The 23,773-nt window shown below is 58.5% G+C and carries 20 protein-coding genes; 13 read left to right on the top strand and 7 right to left on the bottom strand.

From position 1 onward, the window contains the following. Positions 1-123 precede the first annotated feature (123 nt). On the top strand, positions 124-678 hold the full coding sequence (locus tag PMM47T1_RS29545) for a hypothetical protein (protein WP_443216100.1): 555 nt from the start codon (positions 124-126) through the stop codon (positions 676-678). 312 nt (positions 679-990) lie between these two features. Here PMM47T1_RS29545 and PMM47T1_RS16955 read toward each other — a convergent pair whose 3' ends face one another. Beyond that, on the bottom strand, positions 991-2,694 hold the full coding sequence (locus PMM47T1_RS16955) for a P-loop NTPase fold protein (RefSeq protein WP_157213036.1): 1,704 nt from the start codon (positions 2,692-2,694) through the stop codon (positions 991-993). Between the two features lie 287 nt (positions 2,695-2,981). Continuing rightward, positions 2,982-3,461, bottom strand: a complete 480-nt coding sequence (locus PMM47T1_RS16950) for a hypothetical protein (RefSeq protein ID WP_008371061.1) — start codon at positions 3,459-3,461, stop codon at positions 2,982-2,984. Between the two features lie 263 nt (positions 3,462-3,724). On the opposite strand from PMM47T1_RS16950, the gene PMM47T1_RS16945 reads away from it, so the two are divergent. The 3 genes from PMM47T1_RS16945 to PMM47T1_RS16935 all read left to right on the top strand — a co-directional run bounded on the left by PMM47T1_RS16945 (position 3,725) and on the right by PMM47T1_RS16935 (position 5,489). Beyond that, positions 3,725-4,330, top strand: a complete 606-nt coding sequence (locus tag PMM47T1_RS16945) for a helix-turn-helix domain-containing protein (protein WP_008371059.1) — start codon at positions 3,725-3,727, stop codon at positions 4,328-4,330. Further along, positions 4,327-5,148 carry a ubiquinol-cytochrome C chaperone family protein gene (locus PMM47T1_RS16940; protein WP_008371057.1) on the top strand — a complete coding sequence of 274 codons (822 nt, stop codon included), beginning with the start codon at positions 4,327-4,329 and terminating at the stop codon, positions 5,146-5,148. The genes PMM47T1_RS16945 and PMM47T1_RS16940 overlap by 4 nt, the downstream gene beginning before the upstream one ends. 89 nt (positions 5,149-5,237) lie before the next feature. Then, positions 5,238-5,489: a hypothetical protein gene (locus tag PMM47T1_RS16935; RefSeq protein WP_008371055.1), complete on the top strand. Its 252-nt coding sequence runs from the start codon at positions 5,238-5,240 to the stop codon at positions 5,487-5,489. Between the two features lie 57 nt (positions 5,490-5,546). Here PMM47T1_RS16935 and PMM47T1_RS16930 read toward each other — a convergent pair whose 3' ends face one another. Both PMM47T1_RS16930 and PMM47T1_RS29895 read right to left on the bottom strand, forming a co-directional pair. Then, positions 5,547-8,297 carry a tetratricopeptide repeat protein gene (locus PMM47T1_RS16930; protein WP_008371053.1) on the bottom strand — a complete coding sequence of 917 codons (2,751 nt, stop codon included), beginning with the start codon at positions 8,295-8,297 and terminating at the stop codon, positions 5,547-5,549. Continuing rightward, a complete protein-coding gene (locus tag PMM47T1_RS29895; RefSeq protein ID WP_157213035.1) occupies positions 8,239-9,099 on the bottom strand; it encodes a hypothetical protein in 861 nt (286 codons plus the stop codon). Before PMM47T1_RS29895 ends, PMM47T1_RS16930 begins: the two co-directional genes overlap by 59 nt. A 1,823-nt stretch (positions 9,100-10,922) precedes the next feature. Here PMM47T1_RS29895 and PMM47T1_RS30605 point away from each other — a divergent pair. After that, a complete protein-coding gene (locus PMM47T1_RS30605; RefSeq protein WP_274379863.1) occupies positions 10,923-11,057 on the top strand; it encodes a hypothetical protein in 135 nt (44 codons plus the stop codon). A 6-nt stretch (positions 11,058-11,063) separates the two neighbouring features. On the opposite strand, the gene PMM47T1_RS16925 is transcribed toward PMM47T1_RS30605, so the two are convergent. Next, entirely contained in the window at positions 11,064-11,867 is an 804-nt protein-coding gene (locus PMM47T1_RS16925) for a helix-turn-helix transcriptional regulator (protein WP_008371051.1), read from the bottom strand. A gap of 106 nt (positions 11,868-11,973) precedes the next feature. On the opposite strand from PMM47T1_RS16925, the gene PMM47T1_RS16920 reads away from it, so the two are divergent. Next, positions 11,974-12,930, top strand: coding sequence for a threonine dehydratase (locus tag PMM47T1_RS16920; protein ID WP_008371047.1), 957 nt, complete (start codon positions 11,974-11,976; stop codon positions 12,928-12,930). A 15-nt stretch (positions 12,931-12,945) separates the two neighbouring features. On the opposite strand, the gene PMM47T1_RS16915 is transcribed toward PMM47T1_RS16920, so the two are convergent. Beyond that, positions 12,946-13,833, bottom strand: a complete 888-nt coding sequence (locus PMM47T1_RS16915) for a LysR substrate-binding domain-containing protein (protein WP_008371044.1) — start codon at positions 13,831-13,833, stop codon at positions 12,946-12,948. 105 nt (positions 13,834-13,938) lie between these two features. Here PMM47T1_RS16915 and PMM47T1_RS16910 point away from each other — a divergent pair, with 105 nt between their 5' ends. The 5 genes from PMM47T1_RS16910 (at position 13,939) to PMM47T1_RS16890 (ending at position 21,728) form a co-directional block, all read left to right on the top strand. Continuing rightward, positions 13,939-14,727 (top strand): HalD/BesD family halogenase, encoded by a 789-nt coding sequence (locus PMM47T1_RS16910; RefSeq protein ID WP_008371041.1) that lies wholly within the window; start codon positions 13,939-13,941, stop codon positions 14,725-14,727. An 82-nt stretch (positions 14,728-14,809) separates the two neighbouring features. After that, positions 14,810-15,655, top strand: coding sequence for a transporter substrate-binding domain-containing protein (locus tag PMM47T1_RS16905; RefSeq protein WP_008371037.1), 846 nt, complete (start codon positions 14,810-14,812; stop codon positions 15,653-15,655). A gap of 265 nt (positions 15,656-15,920) precedes the next feature. Further along, the gene (locus PMM47T1_RS16900) at positions 15,921-17,126 is read left to right on the top strand and encodes an efflux RND transporter periplasmic adaptor subunit (RefSeq protein WP_008371034.1); all 1,206 of its coding nucleotides are present in this window, start codon (positions 15,921-15,923) and stop codon (positions 17,124-17,126) included. Then, positions 17,123-20,302, top strand: a complete 3,180-nt coding sequence (locus PMM47T1_RS16895; protein WP_008371032.1) for an efflux RND transporter permease subunit — start codon at positions 17,123-17,125, stop codon at positions 20,300-20,302. The genes PMM47T1_RS16900 and PMM47T1_RS16895 overlap by 4 nt, the downstream gene beginning before the upstream one ends. A 1-nt stretch (position 20,303) precedes the next feature. Continuing rightward, a complete protein-coding gene (locus PMM47T1_RS16890; protein WP_008371029.1) occupies positions 20,304-21,728 on the top strand; it encodes an efflux transporter outer membrane subunit in 1,425 nt (474 codons plus the stop codon). A 102-nt stretch (positions 21,729-21,830) separates the two neighbouring features. Here the strand turns inward: PMM47T1_RS16890 and PMM47T1_RS16885 are convergent, their stop codons facing one another. Beyond that, positions 21,831-22,886, bottom strand: a complete 1,056-nt coding sequence (locus PMM47T1_RS16885) for an NAD(P)-dependent alcohol dehydrogenase (protein WP_008371025.1) — start codon at positions 22,884-22,886, stop codon at positions 21,831-21,833. 91 nt (positions 22,887-22,977) lie between these two features. On the opposite strand from PMM47T1_RS16885, the gene PMM47T1_RS30700 reads away from it, so the two are divergent. After that, positions 22,978-23,265, top strand: coding sequence for an AraC family transcriptional regulator (locus tag PMM47T1_RS30700; RefSeq protein ID WP_008371022.1), 288 nt, complete (start codon positions 22,978-22,980; stop codon positions 23,263-23,265). Continuing rightward, the gene (locus PMM47T1_RS16875) at positions 23,262-23,540 is read left to right on the top strand and encodes a hypothetical protein (protein WP_008371020.1); all 279 of its coding nucleotides are present in this window, start codon (positions 23,262-23,264) and stop codon (positions 23,538-23,540) included. The genes PMM47T1_RS30700 and PMM47T1_RS16875 overlap by 4 nt, the downstream gene beginning before the upstream one ends. Positions 23,541-23,773 lie beyond the last annotated feature (233 nt).

The raw sequence follows: 23,773 nt of genomic DNA, 5'->3' as shown, positions 1-23,773 counted from the left end.
CAAGTGGCGATAAAACCTACAGGTTTTATCCATCCTCCACGTCTACAGGGCAACCCTCAGCTTCGTTGACAATTTCAGGTGTCAAAAAGCCAGTTACGAAAATTAGATTTGTCGGAGAATGAAGTGATGGTAGTGAATGTCAGCCCTGTTAACTTATCTCGCATAGTAGAAAAACTATCAGAAGTCGTCGACTTCAAAAGCGACTTGCCTTCAAAAGTTTTTTTAGAAAACGAATTGGTGTTTTGGTTTTTCGAGCGCCCACTGCTTGCATTTATAGAGGTAGTTTCTGGGTTGATTTCAAAAAGTATCTCTAGTTATGGGGTGGATGTCTTTGTTAAGTTCTCTGGTGATGAATTGCTGGATAACTCTTGCATTGTTTTTGATGGGTGTGACACTGAAAATAAAATTTTAATTGTTAATGATGATTACGTTAATTTTCTTGGTGGGAAAGTTGGCTATCCGATAGTCTTGTTTAATGAGAGTCACGACTGGGTGGCTTTCGAGAGTGCGCATGAAGAATTTGGTGTTATAGCGGTAAGGGAAGCTAGTCTTTCAAAGGGTTTTTTTGATTATTTGGAGTCGAATTTCATTTCAGCTAAAATTCTTGATGAGCTGGCATTGAGTTCCACTGCTGATGGCCTTACAGCAAGAGCTTTTAAGGAGTCATACAGAAGTTAACTGATCCAAAAGCTACTGATAGCGTTTCAGGAAAGGTAGATGATCTAGCCTCTAGTGGCTCAAGTTCGGTGTAAAATATTCCAAGTGGAGCAGGTCTTGGTGGTTTCAGTGACTTCGAATTAGAATGCCCGATCGCCCTAGGGATCGCTCACCAGCCCACTGCTGCCGAGGACAGTTAAGTGGGCACGGAGAGGGATACCAGGGCTATCGCAATCATTGCTTAACCGAGCTTCAGGCCTAGTGCCGCGGACAACTGGATTGATAGGGCAGGTACCGAAGACCTCCATGAAACGCTGGCGCGCGAGGTTTTCCTCAGCCTTCGGTTTCGGCATTTCCAGCGGTTTCCACTTCAAGCAAATCTGCTGCCATTCCCGCACCTTCGAACACTCGGATAATCATTTCCGCGCGGCGGCTGCCAGGCTCGTCATGAACAATGCTTTTGCAGGCTGCCAAGAAGTGTGCTGCGGCCTCGCCAAAGTCAGCGCCGTAGGAGTGACGGTGCTTCAAGATATCCGTCCCCTTGAACATGATCAGCTGAAGGGAAGGGCCTTGAGCCGTACGTATCGCCTGGTCATAGGTCTGTTTCGTCGTCGCTCGAAGAAACTCCAACTCGCGTGCTCCCCACCCTTGGTTATTCACCAGCCCCTCGTACACCTCCAACAGGGTGAGCGAGCTGGTATCAGCTTGTTGGACTGCTTTGAGCTCCGCGGCGATATCAGGATGAATGGGAGAATCCGTTCCAAACATTGAAGGTGTGCGAAGTCCTTCCTTGATTCGTGCCCGAAACCCTTCGAGCCAGTCACGAATCAGCGATCTTGCAAGGTCAGTATTTCCTGTCAGTTGCTCAGCACGCTTCGCTAATGCTGACACCGCGTACATGTCCATCATCGTGACCGCTGGAAGCAATGCCTCGAGCTCGCCAATGAGGTCGGCGTCACTGAGGTCAGGGTACCAATCGCAGTGGGAGTAGAATTGCAGAGTACGTTCTCGTACAGCCAGAATCTCACCTTCCGAAATGTACCGCTGAATGATTTGCTCCACTGCTGAGCTATCTAGAAGACCTGAAGTCAGAAAATCGACTACGAGCACCTCATATTCGTCCGTTTCCTCAATCCCTAATTTGCGAAGAAAGAGGCTCCACGCTTCGTGTGTTTTTTCCTCAGCGGTGACCTCTTGGTTTGTCTGTTTCTTGAGGAACAGTCGTGTGAGCGTCGTGGCCGAGTTGTACCCTAGTACGAAGTCAAAATCCGGGCCTGTCTCCAAAGCTTTGTAGTGGATGGCGCTGAGCAGCACAGTTGAAGGAATCACCCGCTTCAGCACGTCCAAGGAGGCGTTCGTACCACCGCCCAGCAGCCTGTTAGCGACACCAATGATCTTTCGAATGATGCGAATATTAGTGATGGCACAGAGCTCAATGGCCGGCTTCACTTGATCCGCCCAGGCGGTTGGGGTGTACAGGAGGCCAATATCGAAAGCCTCCGATGGAGTCGTATCGAGCCGTAGCTCCTGGTCGATGACCTTCTCGCGAAACTGCTCCCAAACCAGCTTATCACTCAGCTTATCGCTGTTAAGCACCAAGAGAATCCGACAGCCGTGAACTTGCACGCACTCGTCAATGAAACCCAAAATCTCATCGATGGAAAGCTTCTCATGCTTTCGCTCAATGTCGTCGATGACGATAAACCGCCCCTTCAGCAACAAGGGGGCAGCGAGCAGGCCTAGCTCATCGAGCGCTGAAAAACCTGAGTGGACTGATCGCAGTATTTTTTTCGTACCCGCGATCAAATTGCCCACAGCTGCCGTGACAGCGCTGTTGCTTTTCAACGTAGGGAGGATGGCTTGAGCTACCTTGAGCTTCAGATCGTTGATCGAATTGACGCCGAAGAGTGAAACCGAAATTGAGCTTTTTGCCTGCTCATCATCAGTCTCCTCACATACCTTGCGCCACATGTGCGTCTTGCCCGTCCCCCATTTACCAGACAGCGCAATGACCTTGTTCTGCGGATCCGCGATCAACCCAAGCAAACTCGCTTTGCACCTAGCCAGTGTCATGCAAGCCCCTAAATATGGTGAATTCACGACCCAACCCCGTGTCGAATCGTTGGATTTAACTTACCAAAACGTCAGTGCCTGTTTGATGAATTCGGCAGCCTGGACGGCCTAGTGGGCCGCGCTTGGTTGTAACTGATCACAGCCCCAGACTTTTAGCGTCAATGTCTACGTCTTAGGGCAGATTAGGCTCAGGGCCCATCGCTCAAGCCGCCTTGCCTACGACGCTCGTCCTCTCGCTCCTGGCGCAGGGCTTAAGCCGCTCTGTAGCGTCGAACCATCGTCCAAAGCATGGATGCACCGGTTGCAAATAAAAGAGCTTCCATCGTAGCCACGGTCAGCGATACCAACGTCTGGGGGTAGAGGTGGGTGGTTATAATGGAATAGAGCGACCATGCGAGCCCTAACAACAATCCGAAGATGAGCTTGAGTTGAGGCTTAAGAATTTGGCGCCTCATGCACGCATCAAACCCGATACGCCCCACACTCACAACACCCCATATTCCGCAAAAAACTTGGAATAAAACCCAGTAGGTGCCAAGGACGAGGTTCAGATGCCATCCGAGATAGCGAAGCGACTGGATCATCACAGCGCCCTGCCCAAGCAATCCCACCCCCAAGGGGAGGAGCACGAACAAAGCGATGAATCCGAAATAGCCTCTGCGCAGCAGCAGATTGCGTCGGGAAGAGGATGGGACTTCTGAGTTTACTGGCATGGATGTTGTCTTCGTCATCGTTTGAGTTCCCACGTTACGGCTCGTCATTTCCCTTCGACCTACTCATCGAAAGCAGCATCGTTCTTGCCGGATCAAATTCCTACTCCGCAGAACGCTGGGGGAAGGGTGTGTCGCAGTGGCTACGGCGTGTGGCGCGAAATTGCCCTCTAGCTACTGCAGTCTTTACCGCGATCAGGTGATTGCCCGCGACAGAGGACAGTTTGCCGTGGACACGCCGAGCTCCGGAGATATCATTGTGCCACTCAAATGGAAGTGGCTCTATGACATCAAACGAATCCATCAACCCTGGAGCTGGGATTCTCAAAAAGACCCAGCTTGGCCTTAGTGCGAACTTGCTGCGAGCCATGCAGGTCTCCGGCCTCACCGAAACCGGCGAGCCAAAGAAACTCAGTCAGCAGCGCCTAGCCCAGACCTCAGGCATTGCTCGGTCGACAATTAGCAAATACCTGACCCAACACACCGACGCCAATCCAGATCTGGAGACACTGTGTCGTCTCGCGTCAGCTTTGAACATCTCGCCGGCACTGTTGCTGATGAGCGAGGGGGACTGGCTTCAGCTGGCGCGAGCGCTGCTGGAAGTCGGGCATGTCCGAAACAACGAATCAATCAGCAACATGATCGAGGAGCTCGGCAGCGAACAAAACAACAGGCCGCTGACGCGAGCCGCGACTGTCATGCGCATGGCGAAATACGTGGGTGTGAATAACCACAACGACTCTGCGCTTAGCCGAAAAATGCAGCAGGGCATCCTGGCCACGTCCGCCATGCCTATGCATCCAGATTTCGAACAAGGCATCTACACCCATCTCTTGCCGCTCTGCATCGTCATGGGCGCGCGAATCATTGATCAGGAGAATCACTCATGAAATTGGAAGACGTGCTGTCGACTACCAGCATTGAAGCCCTGCTTTCCGTATCGGACGTAGAGGACATCAGCGCACTGGTGAACTATCTCACCGACAATGGGGAAGGGCGCCTAGCCCTGGATGGCGATATCTGTAAGCGCTTGATTGCGGCTCGGAATGCGGGGCGTTACTCCCTGGGGGATCACGAGATCATAGCCAAAGAAATCCGGCTATTCGGTGGCAACTCCTTGTTGAACCTGTTCCGTAAGGACGGTGTACCGTACGACGAGATTGTTCGGGATGTGGCCAAACACCTCAAGGTCAACTTTGGCAACGATTCGATCAGCGTAATTGAGCAGGAAATCCTCGGGAAAATCCTCTCACGCGCGTTCGAAGAAATGTCAGAAGAAGAGCGTCGGGCCATCCTGGAAGAGCTCGGCGTCGCTAACTTCTCAACGGCTGGGCCTGCGGCCGCGATTGCAACGATTTGTGCAGCAAAGGCCGGCGGCTTTGCCACCTACAAGCTTGCAGCCATTGTTGCAAACGCCATTGCCAAGGCCCTGATCGGCAAAGGCCTCACCTTCGCGGCCACAGGCCAGCTAATGCGCAGCATCAGCGTCGCGATCGGCCCGATCGGCTGGGCAATCACCGCGCTCTGGACTGCCGCTGACCTGGCTAGCCCGGCATACCGGGTCACGGTGCCCTGCATTGTGCAACTGGCCTACATGCGCCAGAAAGCGATCATGGCGCGTAGCACGACTGACTGCACCCAATGCCAGCACCCAATTGGCAATGCCGCCCGTTTTTGCTCCGAATGCGGTGCGCCCGCACCGGTCTGATTGATGCAAACCGCACGGCGCCGCCTCCCTCGCGTAGCGTGACTGCACGAGGGCGGCGATCTCCTGCTCACTTAAACAAAGCTTACCGCATGCCCAAGATTGAACTGCTCACCGAATGGCGTAAAAAGCTCACTTTCGAACTTACGAACGAGGAGCTTTTGAAACTCAGGACGCTGGTGCACATCAGGACTACAGGCCCGGTCGTTTTGGGGAGAACCGCCTTCAAGATGGACGTTGGTTGCCTTAGCTTTGGGAGCACCAACCCCGACACCGCCGGCGATTGCGGCATTGCCATGACACCTGGCGAAATCATCGCCGCGATCGACAAAGCCCTAAGATAGACCTTCAACCAATACCGCGACAACTTTCTACCCAGCGCCGGGCAGGTTACCGCTCCCTTAATCCGGCTCCTCCTCCAGCTGTGTCTGCGTCTCTTCCAATGCCGTTGCGGCTGGTAGCGGCGCAACTGATGTCGACGCAGGCGCAAGCTCTGCGGCAGTCAAGGCGATATAGAGCGGCCATGCGTAGGCATACGACACCCTCGCATCGAGTACGACTGATTTAAGGGGGCGCTCAGCTCGGAGTTTGGCCCTGACCAAGTGGTTGGCAATCGCGGCTATCGCGTTCTTGCCTGGCCTAGCCAGCTCCAGCCTACGTATCAGGCGGTGAAACACCAAGTTGTGCAGGTCGTCTGGACAATTGGGGTGCCTATACAAAGGCTCAATGCAGTACTCCACCAGCTGAAGCATAACCGGTACGGTGCACCGGCCTCGCATGTACATCAGGCCTACGAAATCCGACACGATAGGGATTGCTCCCTTGAGTTCTAGGGTTGGCTCAGCCAGGTAACCTCGTAAAGCATTCAGCCCCGCGTTAGCAAATGCCTCTCCCTGATCCATCATCGCAATCAGATCAACCGCTCGGATGGAAATGAAGCTGCGCCTGGCCATGACCATTTTTATCAGGGCGCACGAATACTCGACCTCCCGCAGGTGCCCCTGGTCTACCATCTCGTATAACAGCAGCTGGGGTGAGGCCGAAACGATGTCCTGCAGCATAGCGAAAGTGCGCAAGCGTCCATCTAGGGACAACAAACCGCTCTCGTATTCCAGACATGTGAGCAGAGTGGCATGCTCCTCCTCGCTCATGATGTCCTTGAGGGTGTGCAGTTCGGGCGAAGGCGAGCGGGGGCCGTACGCGGGTACGACTCGGCAGCAGTGATCGATCGTCAACTGGATGGCTTCCAGAAATTCTTTGCCTTGCAGCCAAAGCGCCTCTGTCTTCTCCTGCAGGCCCAACCGCCCATCCTGCGTATAGAGTGTTCCGCCTTTACGGTAACGAGCGGACGCCTGAATTTTAGCTTGCAAGGCTTGAATCGTCAGCGTGGTGACGTACACCTGGGGCAGGTGATCCAGCAGGTGTAGCATGTCTAAGCTGGCAAGCTCGACCAGCATCGACAGGTCAATGACCCAATCAGAAGCCGGCGCCGTATCGTCACGAAACTTTTCGGACACGATGCCCCCAGCCAGCGAGACCTCCAGCGGCTGGCCCTCATGTGGCCAGTCTCTCACCAGATCTACCACGTCCGCGTTCAACATCCTCGCTATCAACCCAAGGGTGGCCATGTGTTGACGATACACATTGATCGTTTCCAGCCCCTGAGCTTTCCGCTGTTCAAGCTGCTCTACGAAGAAAGATAGATCCATATCCCCATTCTCAAGTTTGGGGATATGCATGGCCATCAGTGTTTTGCTCGGCAGAACAGACCCGAACACTTGCTCGCGGGACAACTCAAGCAGCCGGTGATGAATCGTCTGAATACGCTTGATCGTATAGGTCTGTGTACCAATGAGATGGGGAAGACTGAATGTCTCGCCCATCCTCAAGCCAATGAGCGCGATCGCGGAAGGTGAATCAGCCGCAATGAACTCAGTTGATCTCGGAAGAGACGTCCCTGCTTCAGTGTCGATGCTGAGCCGCCCCTCATGGCCCTGCGCATCTACAATATCAACGGACGTGCCGGGTCTGACGTGCTCGGGTACTTCGTCAACTTCCCCCAGCCCCTCAGCGGCCATGATCATGACAGACAGATGACCCGCCGCGGCTTCAGGGTCGCTCAGGTTGCAGCGCATTGTCCCGTAGATGCGTCGCAGGCCTTTTCCAACTTCATGATGCGTAAGCTCGACATTGGCGATTCTCAACTGGTCTTTGGCGGTACCGAGCAGGGAGGAGGGCAGCCGTGCCACGACTTCCAGCATCTGTTCAATGCTTTGGTTGGCACTAATGTGGATCAGCATCAACCATGCGGAAGCCTCTTGGGGCTTGTCCGCCACGACCAGTTCAGCCAGCTCACGCATCCTGAGCCAATCGCCGGACTTGCTGTAAACGTGCAGCGCAGCTTCTCGGGCATCATCCGAATGACGCCACTCACTTGGCATCGCCAGTAGCAAGTCTCGGGCTTTTGCTCGCTGGTCGGCGAGCGCGTAGCACCGTAGCAGGTCGACATGCAGTGGGCTGAACGCATCAGTGGGCAACAAACGCTCTAACATCTCAATGGCGACGTCGAACCGCCGGGCGTGGAGCATCCATTGCGATGCCATCGCCACTTCCAGCAAGTCGAAACAGGCCGGAGCAAGTGCTACCACTCGGTCTTCATAAAGCTGGCACGCGGATGGATCACCCGCGCAAGCCCGTATAGCGAAGACCCCATCGCACATCGTGGCGTTAAGGTGCGTCACGCCGCTCTCGGCGAGCTCCTGGCGTACCTCATCATTTCGGCCTTGCCGCAGCAACGCCTCCCAGTGCAAATGCTGCAGTATCCGCGTCGCCTTTGCTGACTCATCTGTGGGCGATCGGCGCAACAAAATATCTCTGGCCAGCTCAAGCAGATCAACCCGCTCGTGCTCCAAACACGCCCGGCCAAAGATAACCATTGCATCATTTGCCAGATTCTCGATTCTCGCTGCAAAGCGCTCAACCACCTCGGTCTCACGATCGAGATCGCATAACGCTTCAATCTCCACTCGAGTTGTCACTTCGTGATCCGGAATGCTTCGCTGCCGGCCTTGGTCAATGATGGCCAGCGCCTTATCAGCTTGCCCCAGCAGCAGGTAGCCGTAGGCGAGGTGGAACACGATGTCGGTTTGCAACCACGAGGGCTTGAGGCACGGAGATGTGGTAGTCCCGTAGATGACCACGCATGATAAAGCGCGGATCGCTGGAGGCGATTGATGTAAAACAGGCCATTGAAAAGTGGCTGCGCTCCGAGCGCCATTCCTTGAAGCTCAGGCGAAGGTAATAGCAGACCGAGAACACGAACAAGCTACGTTCAGAAACCTTGGTGGATGGCGCCAGGTTGGTAAGGTATCGGAGATATTCCAGGGCCTGAGAATCGTCATGGTCAATGAAAGGCGCTTGCGGTGGTCTAAACAGATCAGAGCTCGATAGTCTGGGCTGCATCCCCAATTCCGGGCTCAAGAATTTGAAAAACCGGTTAATCACATATCCCAGTTCGGGCATTGTTATCGACCGTACGAATGGCTTCCAGTCTTCGCAATGGCGTTCGCTGCCTTCGTTAATAAATCGCGCTTTCCGAGTACCAACCCAAGGCTCTGGTGGATCCGCGCAGAAGGCGCTGAAGTTCCTGAGATCTGCTGCCGCAAATTGCTCTAGTGGTTTCCTCCTGATGCAAATTGCCCAGAGGACAAACTTTTCGAGAAGCGCGAGGATGCGAGATTTGTTTCGCATATAGGACGGGAGGCTATGTGCGTAGCGGCAAAAATGCTCGTAGGTTTTGACTGCGGCCGTTTTTGCCGGAAACAAGGCCAGGTAACCATAGATTACAGCTGACTGGGATGCGGAGCGCTCATCGGCTTCGATGATGTCGTTGAAGGAGGGCTCAGTACGGGATGCGGGTTCACCACGGTCTGTGAGAATTGATCTTGGGGTCACCTTGACGTCCTAGATGGGGCCGATTTGAGCGATGCATTCGCCCAATGTAGCCAAGTCTCTAGGTTTCGCAAAACTTAAAGGTAAATGCATAGCGAAGCGCATCATTTTTCCGTTTTGGCTCCGGCAGCGATGACCAGATGCGCCAAATGCGGTTCCGAGAAAAGTCTAGATGTCAGGTAGTTAGGTGTGGCTGAGACGGAGGTCAAAATATTTTTCCGTTTTGATTCCGACAGGTAAGGATGAAAAAAGACGAGTTTTAGGTCGCAGGGCATTCCGTTTTGGGTTCGACACTGGTCGGCTAGAGTTCAGGTTAAACCTTAGCTGTAACGGGCAACGCGTTGGGAAGGCGTTGTTTCCGGTGATGCGACAGAACTCCGTTTTGGTTTCAACGTTCACATCACACTTGAGGCAGGCCGTATCGTTTCGGTCGCGGTAATAATCGCCGTTCCCACACTCAATACGCGATTTAACATAATATACATTATGCGTAGTCTCGTATGGCCAACCCAGCCCCACACCTGAAGAGCCCCAGCCCCAACAATTGCATTACCGTTCGCAAAACGTCTCACCTTTGAGATGCTCAATGTCCCCCCGCAAAACCTCCGCACGCTTAACGTTGGTTTGTAATCTCGCGTCGCTCTCCGGCCGACACGCCAGCAGTCCTCAGAAGTGATGTTGAGTACGAGCCGGAACTAATCGTGGGAATTTAGCTTAGGCGTCCAGAACGTGGCGGTTGATACTTCTCGTCGCAAAGCATTGAACCGGATTGAAACCTTTGATTTTTGGTCTGTTTCAGGGGGTCCAGCTTTTCGTTCTCAATTTGTCTTGCTCGTGGACCCAGTGATATCGGTTTTTCGTTCTCAATTTGACTTGTCCGGAGTATCAGCGGTACGGGTATCTGGATGCGTAGCTACGCGAAATCCAAGCATCTGCGCTGGGGTAATGGCCGCAGATTTCACGTACAGGCGCGTACTGACGTGGGCGAATATGCCCAAGAGTAGTCTTCTGAGGTGCAACCAGGCCAACTCGCCGTTAATGATGTTCTTGCGGTGAGGCCCGTCGCCCCCGGTTCATGCCCTGGACATGGGGACCAGCCAAGCAGACGGCGCAGCCCTATAGGCTTCACATGCGTAGACCAGCGGTTTGGTTGCCCGCGACGAGGGCCCAATAGGTAAGGCGGTTTAGCCGTCTTACTGGCACCGGTCGCTGCAAAAAGCGGATTGTTATACGCTGTAACGCTGCATCAAGCTTGGCAAGCCCGTTGATGATCAGATGCGCAACTGCCCGAAAGGCCTATAGTATAGACGCCCTCCCTCATTGTTTTCCCGGCCCCCATAGTTAACTCAACTAAACGACTATTTAGTTGAGTTATTTATTTTTATTCTTCTGCCTTATGCTCTTGGCTGAGGCGTCATTTGCAGGCACTGCCCTGAAATCACGGATTACTACAGGTTGAGGCTGCGCGCTGGGTGACGACCAGCACGGGTCTATGAATTCGTCACGTTCCGCTTGGGTCTTTAGCGACTTGGTTTCGAGGGCTGGTTTGAGTAACGGAGCATGATCGAACGTTTTTCACAGTGAAATTCGCCTGATTGCGCTGCCACATCATCCACGTCCGCCGTGCTTCGAAATCTGCAATCATGCCCATCTGCCCCCTCCCCCCCCCCTCGGGTAGGTTCAGATCGTGCTCAACGCCAAACCACCTCGCCGGCTTGGTCGGATACACCAATGGCCTTCCCAACGCCAATTTTGCATACAGGTTGAGGACGCAGTCACGCCAAACGTTTTTGGCTTTACCATGCCCTACTGGTGACGCGCTCGCCTTGGCCTCCTTCGTGTTTACCTACACCGCGTTGTCCATCAACAGCTGGACCAGGAAACTGAGCACGATCTATCTGACCCTGATCGGCTTCACGGATTTGCGCGAAAGCCTGGGGGGCCCGGCGTTGCGCCACTGACCGTGGTCAAGGCAGCAGGCGCAAGGCCGAAGGGCTGAGCCCCAGCCGTTGCTTGAAGGCTGTGGCCATGTGCGCCTGAGAAGCGAAGCCGCAGGCTTGGGCGATGTCTGCCAGGCGCAGCGAGGGGCTGCGCATCAGGCGGCGGGCGCGGGCCAGGCGACGATCGATCACATATCGGTGCGGGCTGGTGCCCACTGCCTGCTTGAATGCCCTCAGGAAAAAACCTTCGGACAAGCCCAACAGTGCCGCCATAGCCGTGAGGCTCAAGGGGCCATCGAGTCCGGCTTCGATAAAGTCATCGAGCAGGCGCAGCCGTGCGGCGGTCATCGAGCCGCCCGGCAAACAATGGGGGACCTGCCCAAGGGTGGCACGCTCGGCCAGCGCCAGCGCCCAGGCCTCGCAGTCATCGGCAGGCTTTGGGGCAAGCAATGCATTGCGCAACCGCCGGGCCAGGGCAATGGCCTGGGGGTCGATCCGGTTGTTGCAGGCGTGCATGCCCACCAGCGGCGCGCCATCAGTACGGACCAGCCGCAGGTACTCACCCCCTTCGGCCGACTGCGAATACACATCGCAGCCCGCAGGCACGAAGGCCAGGCCATTGGGGGTCGCCAGAAAGGGCTGCAGGCGGTCACTGCCAATGGCATGCACGCCGCGCTGGCTGTCGAAGGCGAAGCCGATGGCCGCCTGGGCCGCGACGTAGCGGGTTTCGTAGGCCGCACCCGGCAGCAATTCGATCGCCCATGGCCCGGCTTCGGCACGGCGTGCCGGTACAGGGGTTGCGGGTGCAGGCACGGCGGGTAAACGGCTCATGTGACGCATCTTAACCAATGCCACCGGCTAAGGTCAGGTCGTTTTTTTGAAAGCCCGCCAGCCCCTGTCCCACCTAGACTGGGCGAAACTTCTGGAGCACACGAACATGCACGGACTGACCCGCGAAGACCTACAAAACGCTGCCCGCCAGGTGTACCGGGTAATGTCGCCCACCGCCCAGTATGCCTGGCCGCTGCTGGCCCAGCGGCTGGGCTGCACCGTGTGGGTCAAGCACGAAAACCACACCCCCACGGGCGCCTTCAAGGTGCGCGGCGGCATCACCTTCATGCATTGGCTCAAGCGCACCCACCCCCAGGTGCAGGGCATCGTCAGCGCCACCCGTGGCAACCATGGGCAAAGCCTGGCCTTGGCCGCTCGGGCACAAGGGGTGCGCGCGCTGATCGTGGTGCCCCATGGCAACTCGGTGGAAAAAAACAGCGCCATGCGTGCCTTCGGCGCCGAAGTGGTCGAGCACGGCCAGGACTTTGACCAGGCGCGCGATGAGGCCGCGCGCCTGGCCCAGGTACACGGCCTGTATCTGGTGCCGCCTTACCACGCCGAACTGGTCAAGGGGGTGGCCAGCTACGCGCTGGAGCTGTTCGCGGCAGCGCCAGGCTTGCACACGGTGTACGTGCCCCTCGGCTGCGGCTCGGGCATTTGCGCGGTGATCGCCGCCCGCGACGCACTGGGGCTCGATACCCAGGTGGTGGGCGTGGTGTCCACCGAGGCGGACGCGGCAAAACAATCGTTCGACGCCGGCGCCCTGCGCGAAACGCCGTCGGCCAACACCTTTGCCGACGGCCTGGCGGTGCGCAAGCCCATCCCCGAGGCCTTTGCCATTTACGCGGCGGGCGCTGCGCGGATAGTGGCGGTGAATGAGGCCCAAATCGCCGACGCCATGCGTGCGTACTACACCGACACCCACAACCTGACCGAAGGCGCCGGCGCGGCGGCCCTGGCGGCCTTGATGCAGGAACGCGATGCGATGGCCGGCAAGCAGGTGGGCGTCATACTTTCTGGTGGCAATATCGACCGTTCGGTCTATGCACAGCTCATCGCCTGAATATCGAGCGCGCGCCTACAACAGCGTGAGCAACCGCTGCACGTCCACCCGCCCACGCTTGGCCGCCGGTACGAAGCCACAGTAACCGTGCCCCAGCCTCAACGAGGCGGTGGACAAGGCGATCAACCGACCCGCCTCCAGATCCCGTTTGGCGATCACCTTCTGCCCCAGGGCGATGCCCATGCCCAGCCGAGCCAAGGTCACCGACAGGCTGGACAGCCCGGAACGACGGCCCAGGGCCGGGTCAGGTGCCACGGCCGCGCCCTGGGCGGCAAACCAATCGCTCCAGGTGGGGTGCGAGGCATAGTTGGCGCCCCACTGGGTATGGATGAACTGGCTGGGGTGGATCTGTGTCAGGTCGAAGTCGGTGTTGCCATGCCGGTACCACAACTCTGGCGCGCACATCGGGATGACCTCGTCATGGAACAAGGCGATGGCCTCGCAGGCCGGGTAGTGGTAGTCGCCATAGCTGATGCGCAGGTCCACGTCATGCCGGGCGAGGTCGACCGGGTCGTCTTCCACGCGCACGTCCACCGAAAGTTGCGGGTAAACCTCCAGCAGCCCGGACAACGCCGGTGCCAACCAGCATTCGGCCAGGGAAAACGGCACGCTGACGATCAGCCGCGTGCGCATCTCACCTTCCATCAGGCGCACCGTCATCGCGGCCAAGTCGCTCAGTGCCCGCGACGTCTGCGGGAAAATGGCCAGGCCCGCGTCGGTCAAGGCCAATCGGTTGCCGTTGCGCACGAAGAGTTTCTTGCCGAAGTAGTCTTCCAGGTGGCGGATCTGCTGGCTCACGGCGGCCGATGACACGCCAAGTTCGGCCCCGGCCAGCACGAAGCTGCCCAGGCGCGCGGCCACCTCGAAGGTGCGCACGGCGTTGAGCGGTGGTAAACGTTGCATCCGCGTGCCCCCCATAAGTTTTACTAGGGGGAGCCTAACAATTTGTGCCGTTGTTGCGAAGTTTTTCGTGGGGTACGTTGGGGGCGTCAACAAGAGAGGGTCATTATGAACAACGTCATCGATCTGGCGCGTTATCCACTCGACCGCATGGGTAGCCCGGGGTGGCTGGAACTGGTGGAGCAATCGCGCACCGCGCTCAGGCAGCACGGCATGTTCAACCTGGAAGGCTTCATCCACGCAGGCACCGTGAGCCAGGCCGCCGCGCAGATCAAGCCGACCATGGACAGCCAGAGCCACACCCACGCACGCACCCACAACATCTACTTCAAGCCGCACATCGACGACTTGCCTGCCGACCACCCGGCCCTGCGCGCCGTGCAAACCGTAAGCCACACCCTGTGCGCCGACCAGTTGCAAGGCAGCCTGGTCAGCCAAGTGTACGAATACCCGCCCTTGGTGGCGTTTTTGGCCGCGGTGATGGAAAAGCCCGAGCTTCACGTGATGGCCGACCCACTGGCGCGGGTCAACGTGATGAGCTATCGCCACGGGGAAACCCTGAACTGGCACTTCGACCGCTCGGAGTTCACCACCACGCTGATGCTGCAGGCCCCGGCCCAGGGCGGCGAGTTCCAGTACCGCAGCGATTTGCGCAGTGCCGAAAACCCCAACTACGCAGGCGTGGCCGAGCTGCTGGAAGGCCGCGATCCCCAGGTGCAAACCCTGACCCTGCGCGCCGGCACGCTGAACGTGTTCCGCGGCAAGCACACCGCCCATCGCGTGACGCCCGTGGCCGGTGAGCGTGAGCGCATGGTGGCGGTGTTTTCCTACTACGAAAAACCTGGCGTGCTGTTCAGCGCCGAAGAACAACAAGGCTTCTACGGCCGTACCGCCTGACGCTTGCGCATCACCAGAACAACAATAATGCCGCACACTTGCTTGCCCCTGCCGAACCGACGTGTACTTTTTGGGGAAACACATGCAGACCATGACGCGCTTTACCCGCAACCTGTTGACCACCACCGTGCTGGGCGCAAGCCTGCTGGGCACCGGCATGGCCAGTGCCAAGGAATGGACCACCGTGCGCGTGGCCACCGAAGGGGCCTACGAGCCCTGGAGCACGACCTTGCCCAACGGCGAGATCGCCGGCTTCGAGCCGGAGCTTTTGAAGAACCTGTGCGCGCGCCTGAAACTTGAATGCAAGCTGCAGGCCCAGGACTGGGACGGGATGATCGCAGGGCTTAACGCCAACAAGTTCGACATGATGATGGACGCGATCATGATCACGCCCGAACGCCAGGCCATCGTCGATTTCTCCCACCCCTACGCCGCCACCCAAGGCGTGTTCGTCAGCACCGCGCCGGGTGCCGCCAGTGACCAGACGATCAAGCTCAGCGGTAATCAGGCCCAGGACCAGGCCGCCATCGACCAGCTCAAGGCGCTGGTCAAGGGCAAGACCATCGGCATCCAGTCCGGCACCGCCTACACCGACTTCATCGAGCATAACTTCCAGGACGTCGCCACCATAAGGGTGTACAAAAAGTCTGGCGAACACATGATGGATTTGACTGCAGGCCGCATTGACCTGGCCTTCGACGACGTGACGTTTTTCACCTCCGTGCTGCAAAACCCTGAAAACGAGGGCGTGCACATGATCGGCCCCAAAATCGGCGGGCCTATCTGGGGTCCTGGCGAGGCACTGGCGTTCCGCAAGGGCGACCCGGAGCTCAAGGCCAAGTTCAACCAGGCTCTGACCGAAGCCCTGGCCGATGGCACGGTGCAGCAGTTGTCGCAAAAATGGTTCAAGGCGGACATTGCGCCTTGATCCCAACGGCCCGGTGATCGAGGCGCGCCAAGCAACTCACCAGCCACTGTCACGGCCCATGGGGCCGTGGCACTGCGTCTGGCACAGGTCAGCGCTGGGAGGTTGCCCCTCGATCCAGATGCGTATTGGCAGCCTGCCAGAACCGTACTAAGCCCTTGCCCTTGCGCTTCCCCTTTTTGTTCGTTTTCCACAATAAATCGCCACCACGAGCACGTTGACATATTCATGACTACGCTTGCGCTCAGTGATCATAAGGAGCATGGACATGGGCACTGTACTGCGTGTGGATACCCGTATGGTACGGCGGCAGGTAACCGTTCCCATCGTCTGCTGCCTGGTCTCATTGCTGAGCCTGTTAGCGGGCTGTGACAAGGCCCCTACCCCCGCTGCTCGCCACGCGCCTGACGTCACGGTCATGACCGTGACGGCCCGGGACACCCCTGTCACCTTTGAGTTTGTGGCGCAGACCACCAGTTTTCGAGAGGTGGAAATTCGTGCCCGGGTGGCCGGTTTCCTGGAAAAGCGCCTGTATACCGAAGGCGACCTGGTAAAAGCTGGGCAAACGCTGTTCCAAATGGACCGCAAGCCTTTCGAGGCATCTTTGCTGTCGGCGCAAGGGCAGTTGGCCCAGCAACAGGCACGCTGGGAAGTAGCCAAGGCCACCCTCGCCCGGGTTCGGCCACTGGCAGCGCAAAACGCCGTAAGCAAGATGGACCTGGACAACGCCATCGGTGAAGAGCGTCAAACCAGGGCCTCGGTGCTGGCCGCCGAAGGTACGGTGCGCACCGAGCAGTTGAACCTGAGTTACACCACCATTAATTCCCCGCTCACCGGCCTGTCCAGTTTTGCCAAGAAGCAGGAAGGCAGCTATATCTCGCCCGGCGAATCCGGATTGCTGACCACGGTCTCGCAAATGGACCCGATTTACGTCAACTTCAGCCTGTCGGAAAACGAGATCCTCAAGTACCGCGACGAAGTGGCCAAGGGCAGCTTGAAATTCCCGCCACGCAGCGAGTTTTTTGTTGAGGTGGTACTGGCGGACGGTTCGGTGGTGCCAGAGCGCGGCACGGTCAATTTCACTGCGCCATCCTATAGCCGGGACACCGGAACCTTTCTGGTGCGCGCTGTGCTGGCCAATCCCCGGGCCCAGTTGCGTCCTGGCCAGTTCGTGAAGGCCCGGGCCATTGGCGGGTCGCGGCCCAATGCTATTCTTGTCCCGCAAAAGGCAGTGCTTGAAGGCGCCAAGAGCCGGTTCGTGTGGGTGGTCAATGCGGATGGCAAACCCGAACAACGGGTGGTAGAGGTCGGCGAATGGCAAGGCGACAATTGGTTTATCAACCAGGGCCTGCGTGCGGGTGAGCGTATCGTGGTGGATGGGGCGATCAGGGTCACGCCCGGCAGCGCGCTGAACATCGTCGACCCACAGGCCAAGGCCACGCAAGCGGCGAATGACAGCGAGAAACGCCCATGAGCATTTCTCACTTTTGCATCGACAGACCCATCTTTGCCTCAGTGATTTCCATCGTCATTACCCTGGCCGGGGCCGTGGCCATGTCGCAGCTGCCCGTGGCCCAGTACCCGGACATCACCCCGCCGCAAATCACCATTTCCGCCACATACCCCGGCGCCGACGCGGAGGTGGTAGCCAATAACGTGGCCGCGCCCATCGAGCAACAGGTGAACGGCGCCGACAACATGATCTACATGAACTCGTCGAGCTCGGCGACGGGCAACATGACCCTTAACGTATTTTTCGAAATCGGCACCGACCCTGCCCTTGCCCAGGTGGACGTGCAGAACCGCGTCAACCTGGCCCTGCCGCAACTGCCCTCCTCGGTGCAAAGCCAAGGTATCCAGGTGCAGAAGAAGTCCTCGGCCTTCATGATGGTACTGGCGGTGTATGGCGACGGCGACCGCTACGACAGCACCTATGTCGCCAACTATGCCAACCTGTACGTGCTGGATGCGATCAAGCGTGTGCCTGGGGCTAACCAGGCCAGCATCTTTGGCACGCCGGACTACGCCATGCGTATCTGGCTCAAGCCCGACCGCATGGCGCAGTTGGGCATCACTGCCGCCGATGTGCAAAAGGCCGTGGCCAACCAGAACCAGCAGTTTGCCGTGGGCCGTATTGGCCAGTCGCCTACCGGGCAGGCGGTGGAGCAGTCGTTTGCGGTGACTACCCAGGGGCGACTCACCGAGCCGGCAGAATTTGAAAACATTATCCTGCGCGCCAGCAACAATGGTGCCGCCATCGTCCGGCTCAAGGACGTGGGGCGCGCCGAGCTGGGGCAGAAGGACTACTCACTGCGCAGCACTTATCAAGGCCGACCGGCCACGCTGATTGCCGTGTATCAACAGCCTGGCGCCAACGCCCTGGATGTCTCCAAGGCAGTGACCGCGACCCTGGCCGAGATGAAGAAAACCTTCCCGCAGGGCATCGAATACAAGATCGTGATGGACACCACGGCTTTTACCCGCGCGTCCATTTCCGAGGTTATCCATACCTTCTTCGAAGCGCTGGTGCTGGTGGTGATCGTGGTGTTTGTGTTCCTGCAGAGCCTGCGCGCCACGCTGATTCCCGTGCTGGCGGTGCCGGTGTCCATCATGGGCACGTTCATCGGTATGGCAGCCCTGGGGTTTTCCGTGAACATGCTGACGCTGTTCGGCATGGTGTTGGCCATCGGCATTGTGGTGGACGACGCGATCGTGGTGGTGGAGAACGTCGAACGCAACATGCAGGTGCACAAGATGAATGCCAAGGACGCCGCCAAACGCGCCATGGACGAGGTGGCCGGCCCTGTGGTGGCCATCGTGCTGGTGCTGTGCGCGGTGTTTATTCCGGTGGCGTTCATGGGCGGTATCACCGGGCAGCTGTATAAACAGTTCGCTATCACCATCGCCATTTCGGTGGTGTTTTCCGGCGTGGTGGCGCTCACCCTGTCGCCGGCGCTGGCCGCCCTGCTGCTCAAACCCAATCACGGGGAAAAGAACGCGTTTTTCCGTTGGTTCGAACGCAGTTTCGAACGCTTGACCGAGGGCTACGCGCGTTCCGTGGCCTTCTTGATCAAACGTTTTGTGCTGGCGCTGCTGCTGTTCGCCGGCATGCTGATGCTGATTGTTGTCATGGCGCACCGCATACCCAGCGCTTTCCTGCCACCCGAAGACCAGGGCTACCTGCTGGGCGCAGTGATCATGCCCGACGCTGCCAGCCTGGACCGCACTGGCGAGGTGGGCAAGGTCGCCAGCGACTTCTTCATGAAGCAACCGGCGGTGGAAGGCGTGGCCATCATCAGCGGTTTCAGCCTGCTCGATGGCCAGAACAAAAACAATGCCGCCACGTTCTTTGTCGGGCTCAAGGATTTTGACGAGCGCTACAAGGACGCCGACAGTATCAGCCAGCAAAGCGCGCCACAGCTGATCCACAAGGCTGGCCGTGCCTTTGCCAATGTGCAGGAAGGCGTGATCGTACCGGTGAACCCGCCGTCTATTCCGGGCCTGGGCACTACGGGGGGCATGGAAGTGTGGGTGCAGAGCAAGGGTGAAGGCAGCACCGAGCAATTGGCCGAGATCATCAGCACGCTCCAGGCCAAGGCCCGGCAGCGTCCGGAACTGGGGGCGGTGACGTCCACCTTCAATGCTCACTCACGGCAATTGATGGTGACCGTCGACCGCGAAAAGGCCGAGAGCCTCGGCGTGCCGGTTGAGGATGTGTACAGCACCATGCAGACTCTGTTTGGCTCGCTGTACGTGTCGCAGTTCAACAAGTTCAGCCGTTTGTGGCAGGTGATTTTGCAAGCCGAACCCAACTACCGCCTCAAGGCCGAAGACTTGCAGGAAATCTATGTGCGCAGCACCAGCCTGGGTATGGTGCCACTCAAGGCTTTGCTCACCACCCGTTACGTGACCGGCCCCGACCTGCTGACGCGGTTCAACAACTTTCCGGCCGTGAAGCTCACCGCCAACCCGGCGCCTGGCTACAGCTCCGGCCAGGCGCTGCAAGCCCTGGAGGAAATCAGTAGCGAGGTGATGACCAGCGATTACGCCCTGGCCTTGAGCGGTGAAGCCTTTGAAGAGAGCAAAAGCGGCGGCTCCTCGTCCCGGGTATTCATCTTTGGCCTGGTGATGGTGTTTCTGATTCTGGCGGCCCAGTACGAGAAATGGTCGCTGCCGGTAGGCGTGCTGCTGGCGGTGCCGTTCGCCTTGTTCGGCGCTTTGCTGGCGGTGTTGATACGCGGCCTGAGCAACGACGTGTACTTTCAGATCGGCCTGACCATGCTGATCGCCTTGGCGGCGAAAAACGCCATCCTGATTTTCGAGTTCGCCGTGCTCAACCGCGAAAACGGTATGAGCATCTACGACGCCGCCATGACCGCTGCGCGCGAGCGTCTGCGGCCCATCGTGATGACGTCCCTGGCGTTTATCCTCGGCTGCGTGCCCCTGGCCATCGCCGTGGGCGCCTCGGAAAACAGCCGCCACTCCATCGGCACTGGCGTGATTGGCGGCATGCTGGCCGCCACGGTGATCGCGATCTTCTTTATCCCATTGTTCTATTACCTGGTGGAGCGCCTGACCGACAAAAAACCTGCGCCCCCCCCTGCCCCGGTTGCCGGCACGACACCGGCCCACCGCCAGGAGGAGCACTGAGATGGCCCGCGTCCCGCTTGCCCTGCTGCTGTGCCTGGCGGTGACCGCCTGCATGGTCGGCCCTGACTACCAACGCCCCGCCATCGACACCCCGGCCGCCTATCGCTTCGCCGACCCCGAGGCCAAGGCCTTGTCCAACACACTGTGGTGGCAGCAGTTCAACGACCCGGTGCTGGACGAACTGATCCGCAGCGCCCTGGCCGAGAACAAGGACATCAAGATCGCCGCCGCGCGCGTTGAACAGTTCCAGGGCCGCTACGGCGAAGTGCGCTCGCAGATGTTCCCCCAAGTCGGTGCAGACCTGCAGGGCTACCGCAACCGCGCCCCGCGAGCCAGTGGCCCGGTGCCGCTGGACTCAAGCGTGGACCCCACCTACAACACCTACCAGGCGGCCCTCAGCGTCAGTTGGGAACTGGACATCTGGGGCCGCCTGCGCCGCCTCAACGAATCGGCCCGCGCCGACCTGCTGGCCTCCGAAGAAGGCCGGCGCACGGTTATCCTCAGCTTGGTATCGGCCGTGGCCACCAGCTACATCAACCTGCGCGACCTGGACCGCGAACTGGAGATTTCCCGTACCACCGCCAAGGCCCGCGGCGACTCCTATGAAATTTTCAAACTGCGCTTTGGGGCCGGCACCATCTCGGAAATGGAGTTGGCGCAAAACCTCTCCGAATTCCAGCGCACCCAGGCCTCCATCGCCCAATTCGAGGGCCAGGTAGCGCAACAGGAGAACAACCTGGCCGTGCTGCTGGGCCGTAACCCCGGCGCTATCCTGCGCGGCCGCGACCTCTCTCAACTGACTTTGCCCAGCGTGCCTGCGGGGCTTGCGTCCGACCTGCTGCAACAGCGCCCCGACCTGCGCCAGGCCGAGCAGAACCTAATCTCCGCCAACGCTCAGATCGGTGCCGCCAAGGCGCTGTACTACCCCAGCATCTCCCTGACTGGCCTGCTGGGCAGCGCCAGCACTGAGCTGAACAACCTGTTTACCGGGCCTGCCCGCACCTGGAACTACGGCGCTGGCATCAGCCTGCCGATTTTCACCGCCGGCGGTATCGCCGGGCAGGTCAAACAGGCCGAGGCGTTGCAACAACAGGCCTTGCTGACCTACCAGCAGTCAATTCAGTCAGCCTTCCGCGACGTGGAGAATGCCCTGGTAGCGTCACAGAAAAACCGCGAACAGATGGCGTTTCAGGAAAAACAGGTAGAGGCATTACGTACCTACACCCGGTATGCCCGGCTGCGCTATGACAATGGCTATACCAGTTACATCGAGGTGCTGGATGCAGAGCGCAGCCTGTTTGATGCCGAGTTGAACTACACCACTACCCGAGGCGCGGTGTTTGAGTCGATGGTGGATGTTTACAAGGCAACGGGCGGCGGCTGGGTGGCGCAGGCGGATAGCCTGACAACGAGCGCCAATAAGTAAACCCAGCGAGCTTCCAGGGCCATAAAAGCTCGCTGGCAAGCCTGTTCCCACACCGGAATGCAGAAGGCCCCGTTGGCGCATGCACGGCAACGGGGCATAGGGTCAGGCCTGAGGGTTGAGCGTGGCGCTGTCGATGACGAAGCGGTATTTCACGTCACCCTTGAGCATGCGCTCGTAGGCCTCGTTGATCTCGTCGGCGCGTATCAACTCGATGTCGGCGGTAATCTGGTGTTCGGCGCAGAAATCCAGCATTTCCTGGGTATCGGTAATGCCGCCAATCATGGAGCCGGCCAGGGTGCGGCGTTTCATGATCATGTTGAACACGTTGGGCGATGGGTGCGGCGACGCCGGTGCGCCCACCAGGGTCAGCACGCCGTCACGTTTGAGCAGCACCAGGAACGCATCCAGGTCATGGGGCGCCGCCACGGTGTTGATGATCAGGTCGAAGCTTTTAGTGTGGGCCGCCATCTGCTCGGCGTCCCGTGACACCACCACTTCATCCGCACCCAGGGCCTTGGCCGCTTCGCGCTTGGCCTCTGAGGTGGTGAATGCCACCACGTGGGCGCCCATGGCGTGGGCCAGCTTGATGCCCATGTGGCCCAGGCCACCGATGCCGACCACGCCGACTTTCTTGCCGGGCCCGGCCTGCCAGTGACGCAGTGGCGAGTAAGTGGTTATGCCGGCACACAACAGCGGCGCCACGGCCGCCAGTTGCTGGTCGGGATGGCGCACGTGCAGGACATAGCGCTCATGCACCACCATCTGTTCCGAGTAACCGCCCTGGGTCCAACCGGGCGCGTCCGGGGTGGGGAAGTTGTACGTGCCCACCATGCCGTCGCAGTAGTTTTCCAGGCCTTCTTCGCAGTCCGCGCAGTGTCTGCAGCTGTCGACAAGGCACCCTACGCCCACCCGATCGCCCACCTTGAAACCGGTGACATGGGCGCCGACGGCGCGCACGCGGCCAACGATTTCATGACCGGGGACGCACGGAAACTGCGTGCCCTCCCATTCAGCGCGCACTTGGTGCAGGTCCGAGTGGCACACACCGCAGAAGGCGATGTCGATGGCCACGTCATGGGCGCCTGGTTCGCGACGGTGAACCTGCATGGGTTCCAGGGGTTTGTCGCCGGCATAGGCGCCGTAGGCATGTACTGACATTTTAGGCTTCCATAATCATGGCTGGCGGTTACCAGCGCGGATATCCATATTCACAGGCCCGGGCACGCGTTCGTTAGAGCAATCCGGTTGAATGATTGCCTATTCCTGTGAGCAGCCACGGCGACGTGTAGACGCCCTGCCGCGAGGCGACGTACAGTTTGCGCCTGAACTGGAGCTGCCGACGAACTCGGCCATGACCCAGGCCAGCGCAGCGGCGCCATGCCTGGGCTTGGTGTTCAAGCTGGACCTGCGCACCCTGGCCACCGCCATCATCCTCATCGATATCCAGCATCACGCCAATGAAGTTCTTCTCTGCGCGTCCGGGGGCAACATTAGCCACACACCCCCAAACACAGATTCACGGAGAGCAACCTCATGAAACGTCAAATCATCCTCGGCATCGCTTTCTCGGTATTGGCAGCCAACGCATTTGCCCAGGACGGCTCGGACCGCACCTTGAACCGCGTAGCGCAAGATGGCTCGGAACACACCCTGCAACGCGTTGCTCAGGATGGTTCTGATCGCACCCTGAACCGCGTCGCTCAAGATGGTTCGGACCGCACATTGAACCGCGTCGCTCAAGATGGCTCCGATCGCACGCTGAACCGCGTCGCCCAGGACGGCTCGGAGCACGTACTGAACACCCACGTATGAGTGATCCGTACCCCGCCCTTGCCCACAGAATGCCCGACTGCCTTGTCGGGTTTTTTGTGGGGTCATGATCGCATTCGCAAAAAAACCACCGTTTATTAAAGCGTTTCTTTCCGAGTTGAATCAGCGCTCTTTGGCCGGCATTAATGAATTAAGCTCATCTACCCAAGTAGCAAGCAACCAATTGTTACGCGCCGCTGGGAAACCTATAGTGCACGGTCACGCCTCCCTGGACT

Source organism: Pseudomonas sp. M47T1, from assembly GCF_000263855.1.
GTDB lineage: Bacteria > Pseudomonadota > Gammaproteobacteria > Pseudomonadales > Pseudomonadaceae > Aquipseudomonas.
Note: the sequence above shows the minus strand (reverse complement) of the source record. Positions and strands in the feature narration are given on the sequence as shown.

Coding starts and splice junctions, on each gene's coding strand:
- PMM47T1_RS16875 (WP_008371020.1), top strand. CDS start 23,262: ATGAAACGTCAAATCATCCTCGGCATCGCTTTCTCGGTATTGGCAGCC.
- PMM47T1_RS16885 (WP_008371025.1), bottom strand. CDS start 22,886: ATGTCAGTACATGCCTACGGCGCCTATGCCGGCGACAAACCCCTGGAA.
- PMM47T1_RS16890 (WP_008371029.1), top strand. CDS start 20,304: ATGGCCCGCGTCCCGCTTGCCCTGCTGCTGTGCCTGGCGGTGACCGCC.
- PMM47T1_RS16905 (WP_008371037.1), top strand. CDS start 14,810: ATGCAGACCATGACGCGCTTTACCCGCAACCTGTTGACCACCACCGTG.
- PMM47T1_RS16910 (WP_008371041.1), top strand. CDS start 13,939: ATGAACAACGTCATCGATCTGGCGCGTTATCCACTCGACCGCATGGGT.
- PMM47T1_RS30700 (WP_008371022.1), top strand. CDS start 22,978: ATGATTGCCTATTCCTGTGAGCAGCCACGGCGACGTGTAGACGCCCTG.
- PMM47T1_RS16895 (WP_008371032.1), top strand. CDS start 17,123: ATGAGCATTTCTCACTTTTGCATCGACAGACCCATCTTTGCCTCAGTG.
- PMM47T1_RS16915 (WP_008371044.1), bottom strand. CDS start 13,833: ATGCAACGTTTACCACCGCTCAACGCCGTGCGCACCTTCGAGGTGGCC.
- PMM47T1_RS16900 (WP_008371034.1), top strand. CDS start 15,921: ATGGGCACTGTACTGCGTGTGGATACCCGTATGGTACGGCGGCAGGTA.
- PMM47T1_RS16950 (WP_008371061.1), bottom strand. CDS start 3,461: ATGACGAAGACAACATCCATGCCAGTAAACTCAGAAGTCCCATCCTCT.
- PMM47T1_RS16945 (WP_008371059.1), top strand. CDS start 3,725: ATGACATCAAACGAATCCATCAACCCTGGAGCTGGGATTCTCAAAAAG.
- PMM47T1_RS16935 (WP_008371055.1), top strand. CDS start 5,238: ATGCCCAAGATTGAACTGCTCACCGAATGGCGTAAAAAGCTCACTTTC.
- PMM47T1_RS16940 (WP_008371057.1), top strand. CDS start 4,327: ATGAAATTGGAAGACGTGCTGTCGACTACCAGCATTGAAGCCCTGCTT.
- PMM47T1_RS16920 (WP_008371047.1), top strand. CDS start 11,974: ATGCACGGACTGACCCGCGAAGACCTACAAAACGCTGCCCGCCAGGTG.
- PMM47T1_RS16925 (WP_008371051.1), bottom strand. CDS start 11,867: ATGAGCCGTTTACCCGCCGTGCCTGCACCCGCAACCCCTGTACCGGCA.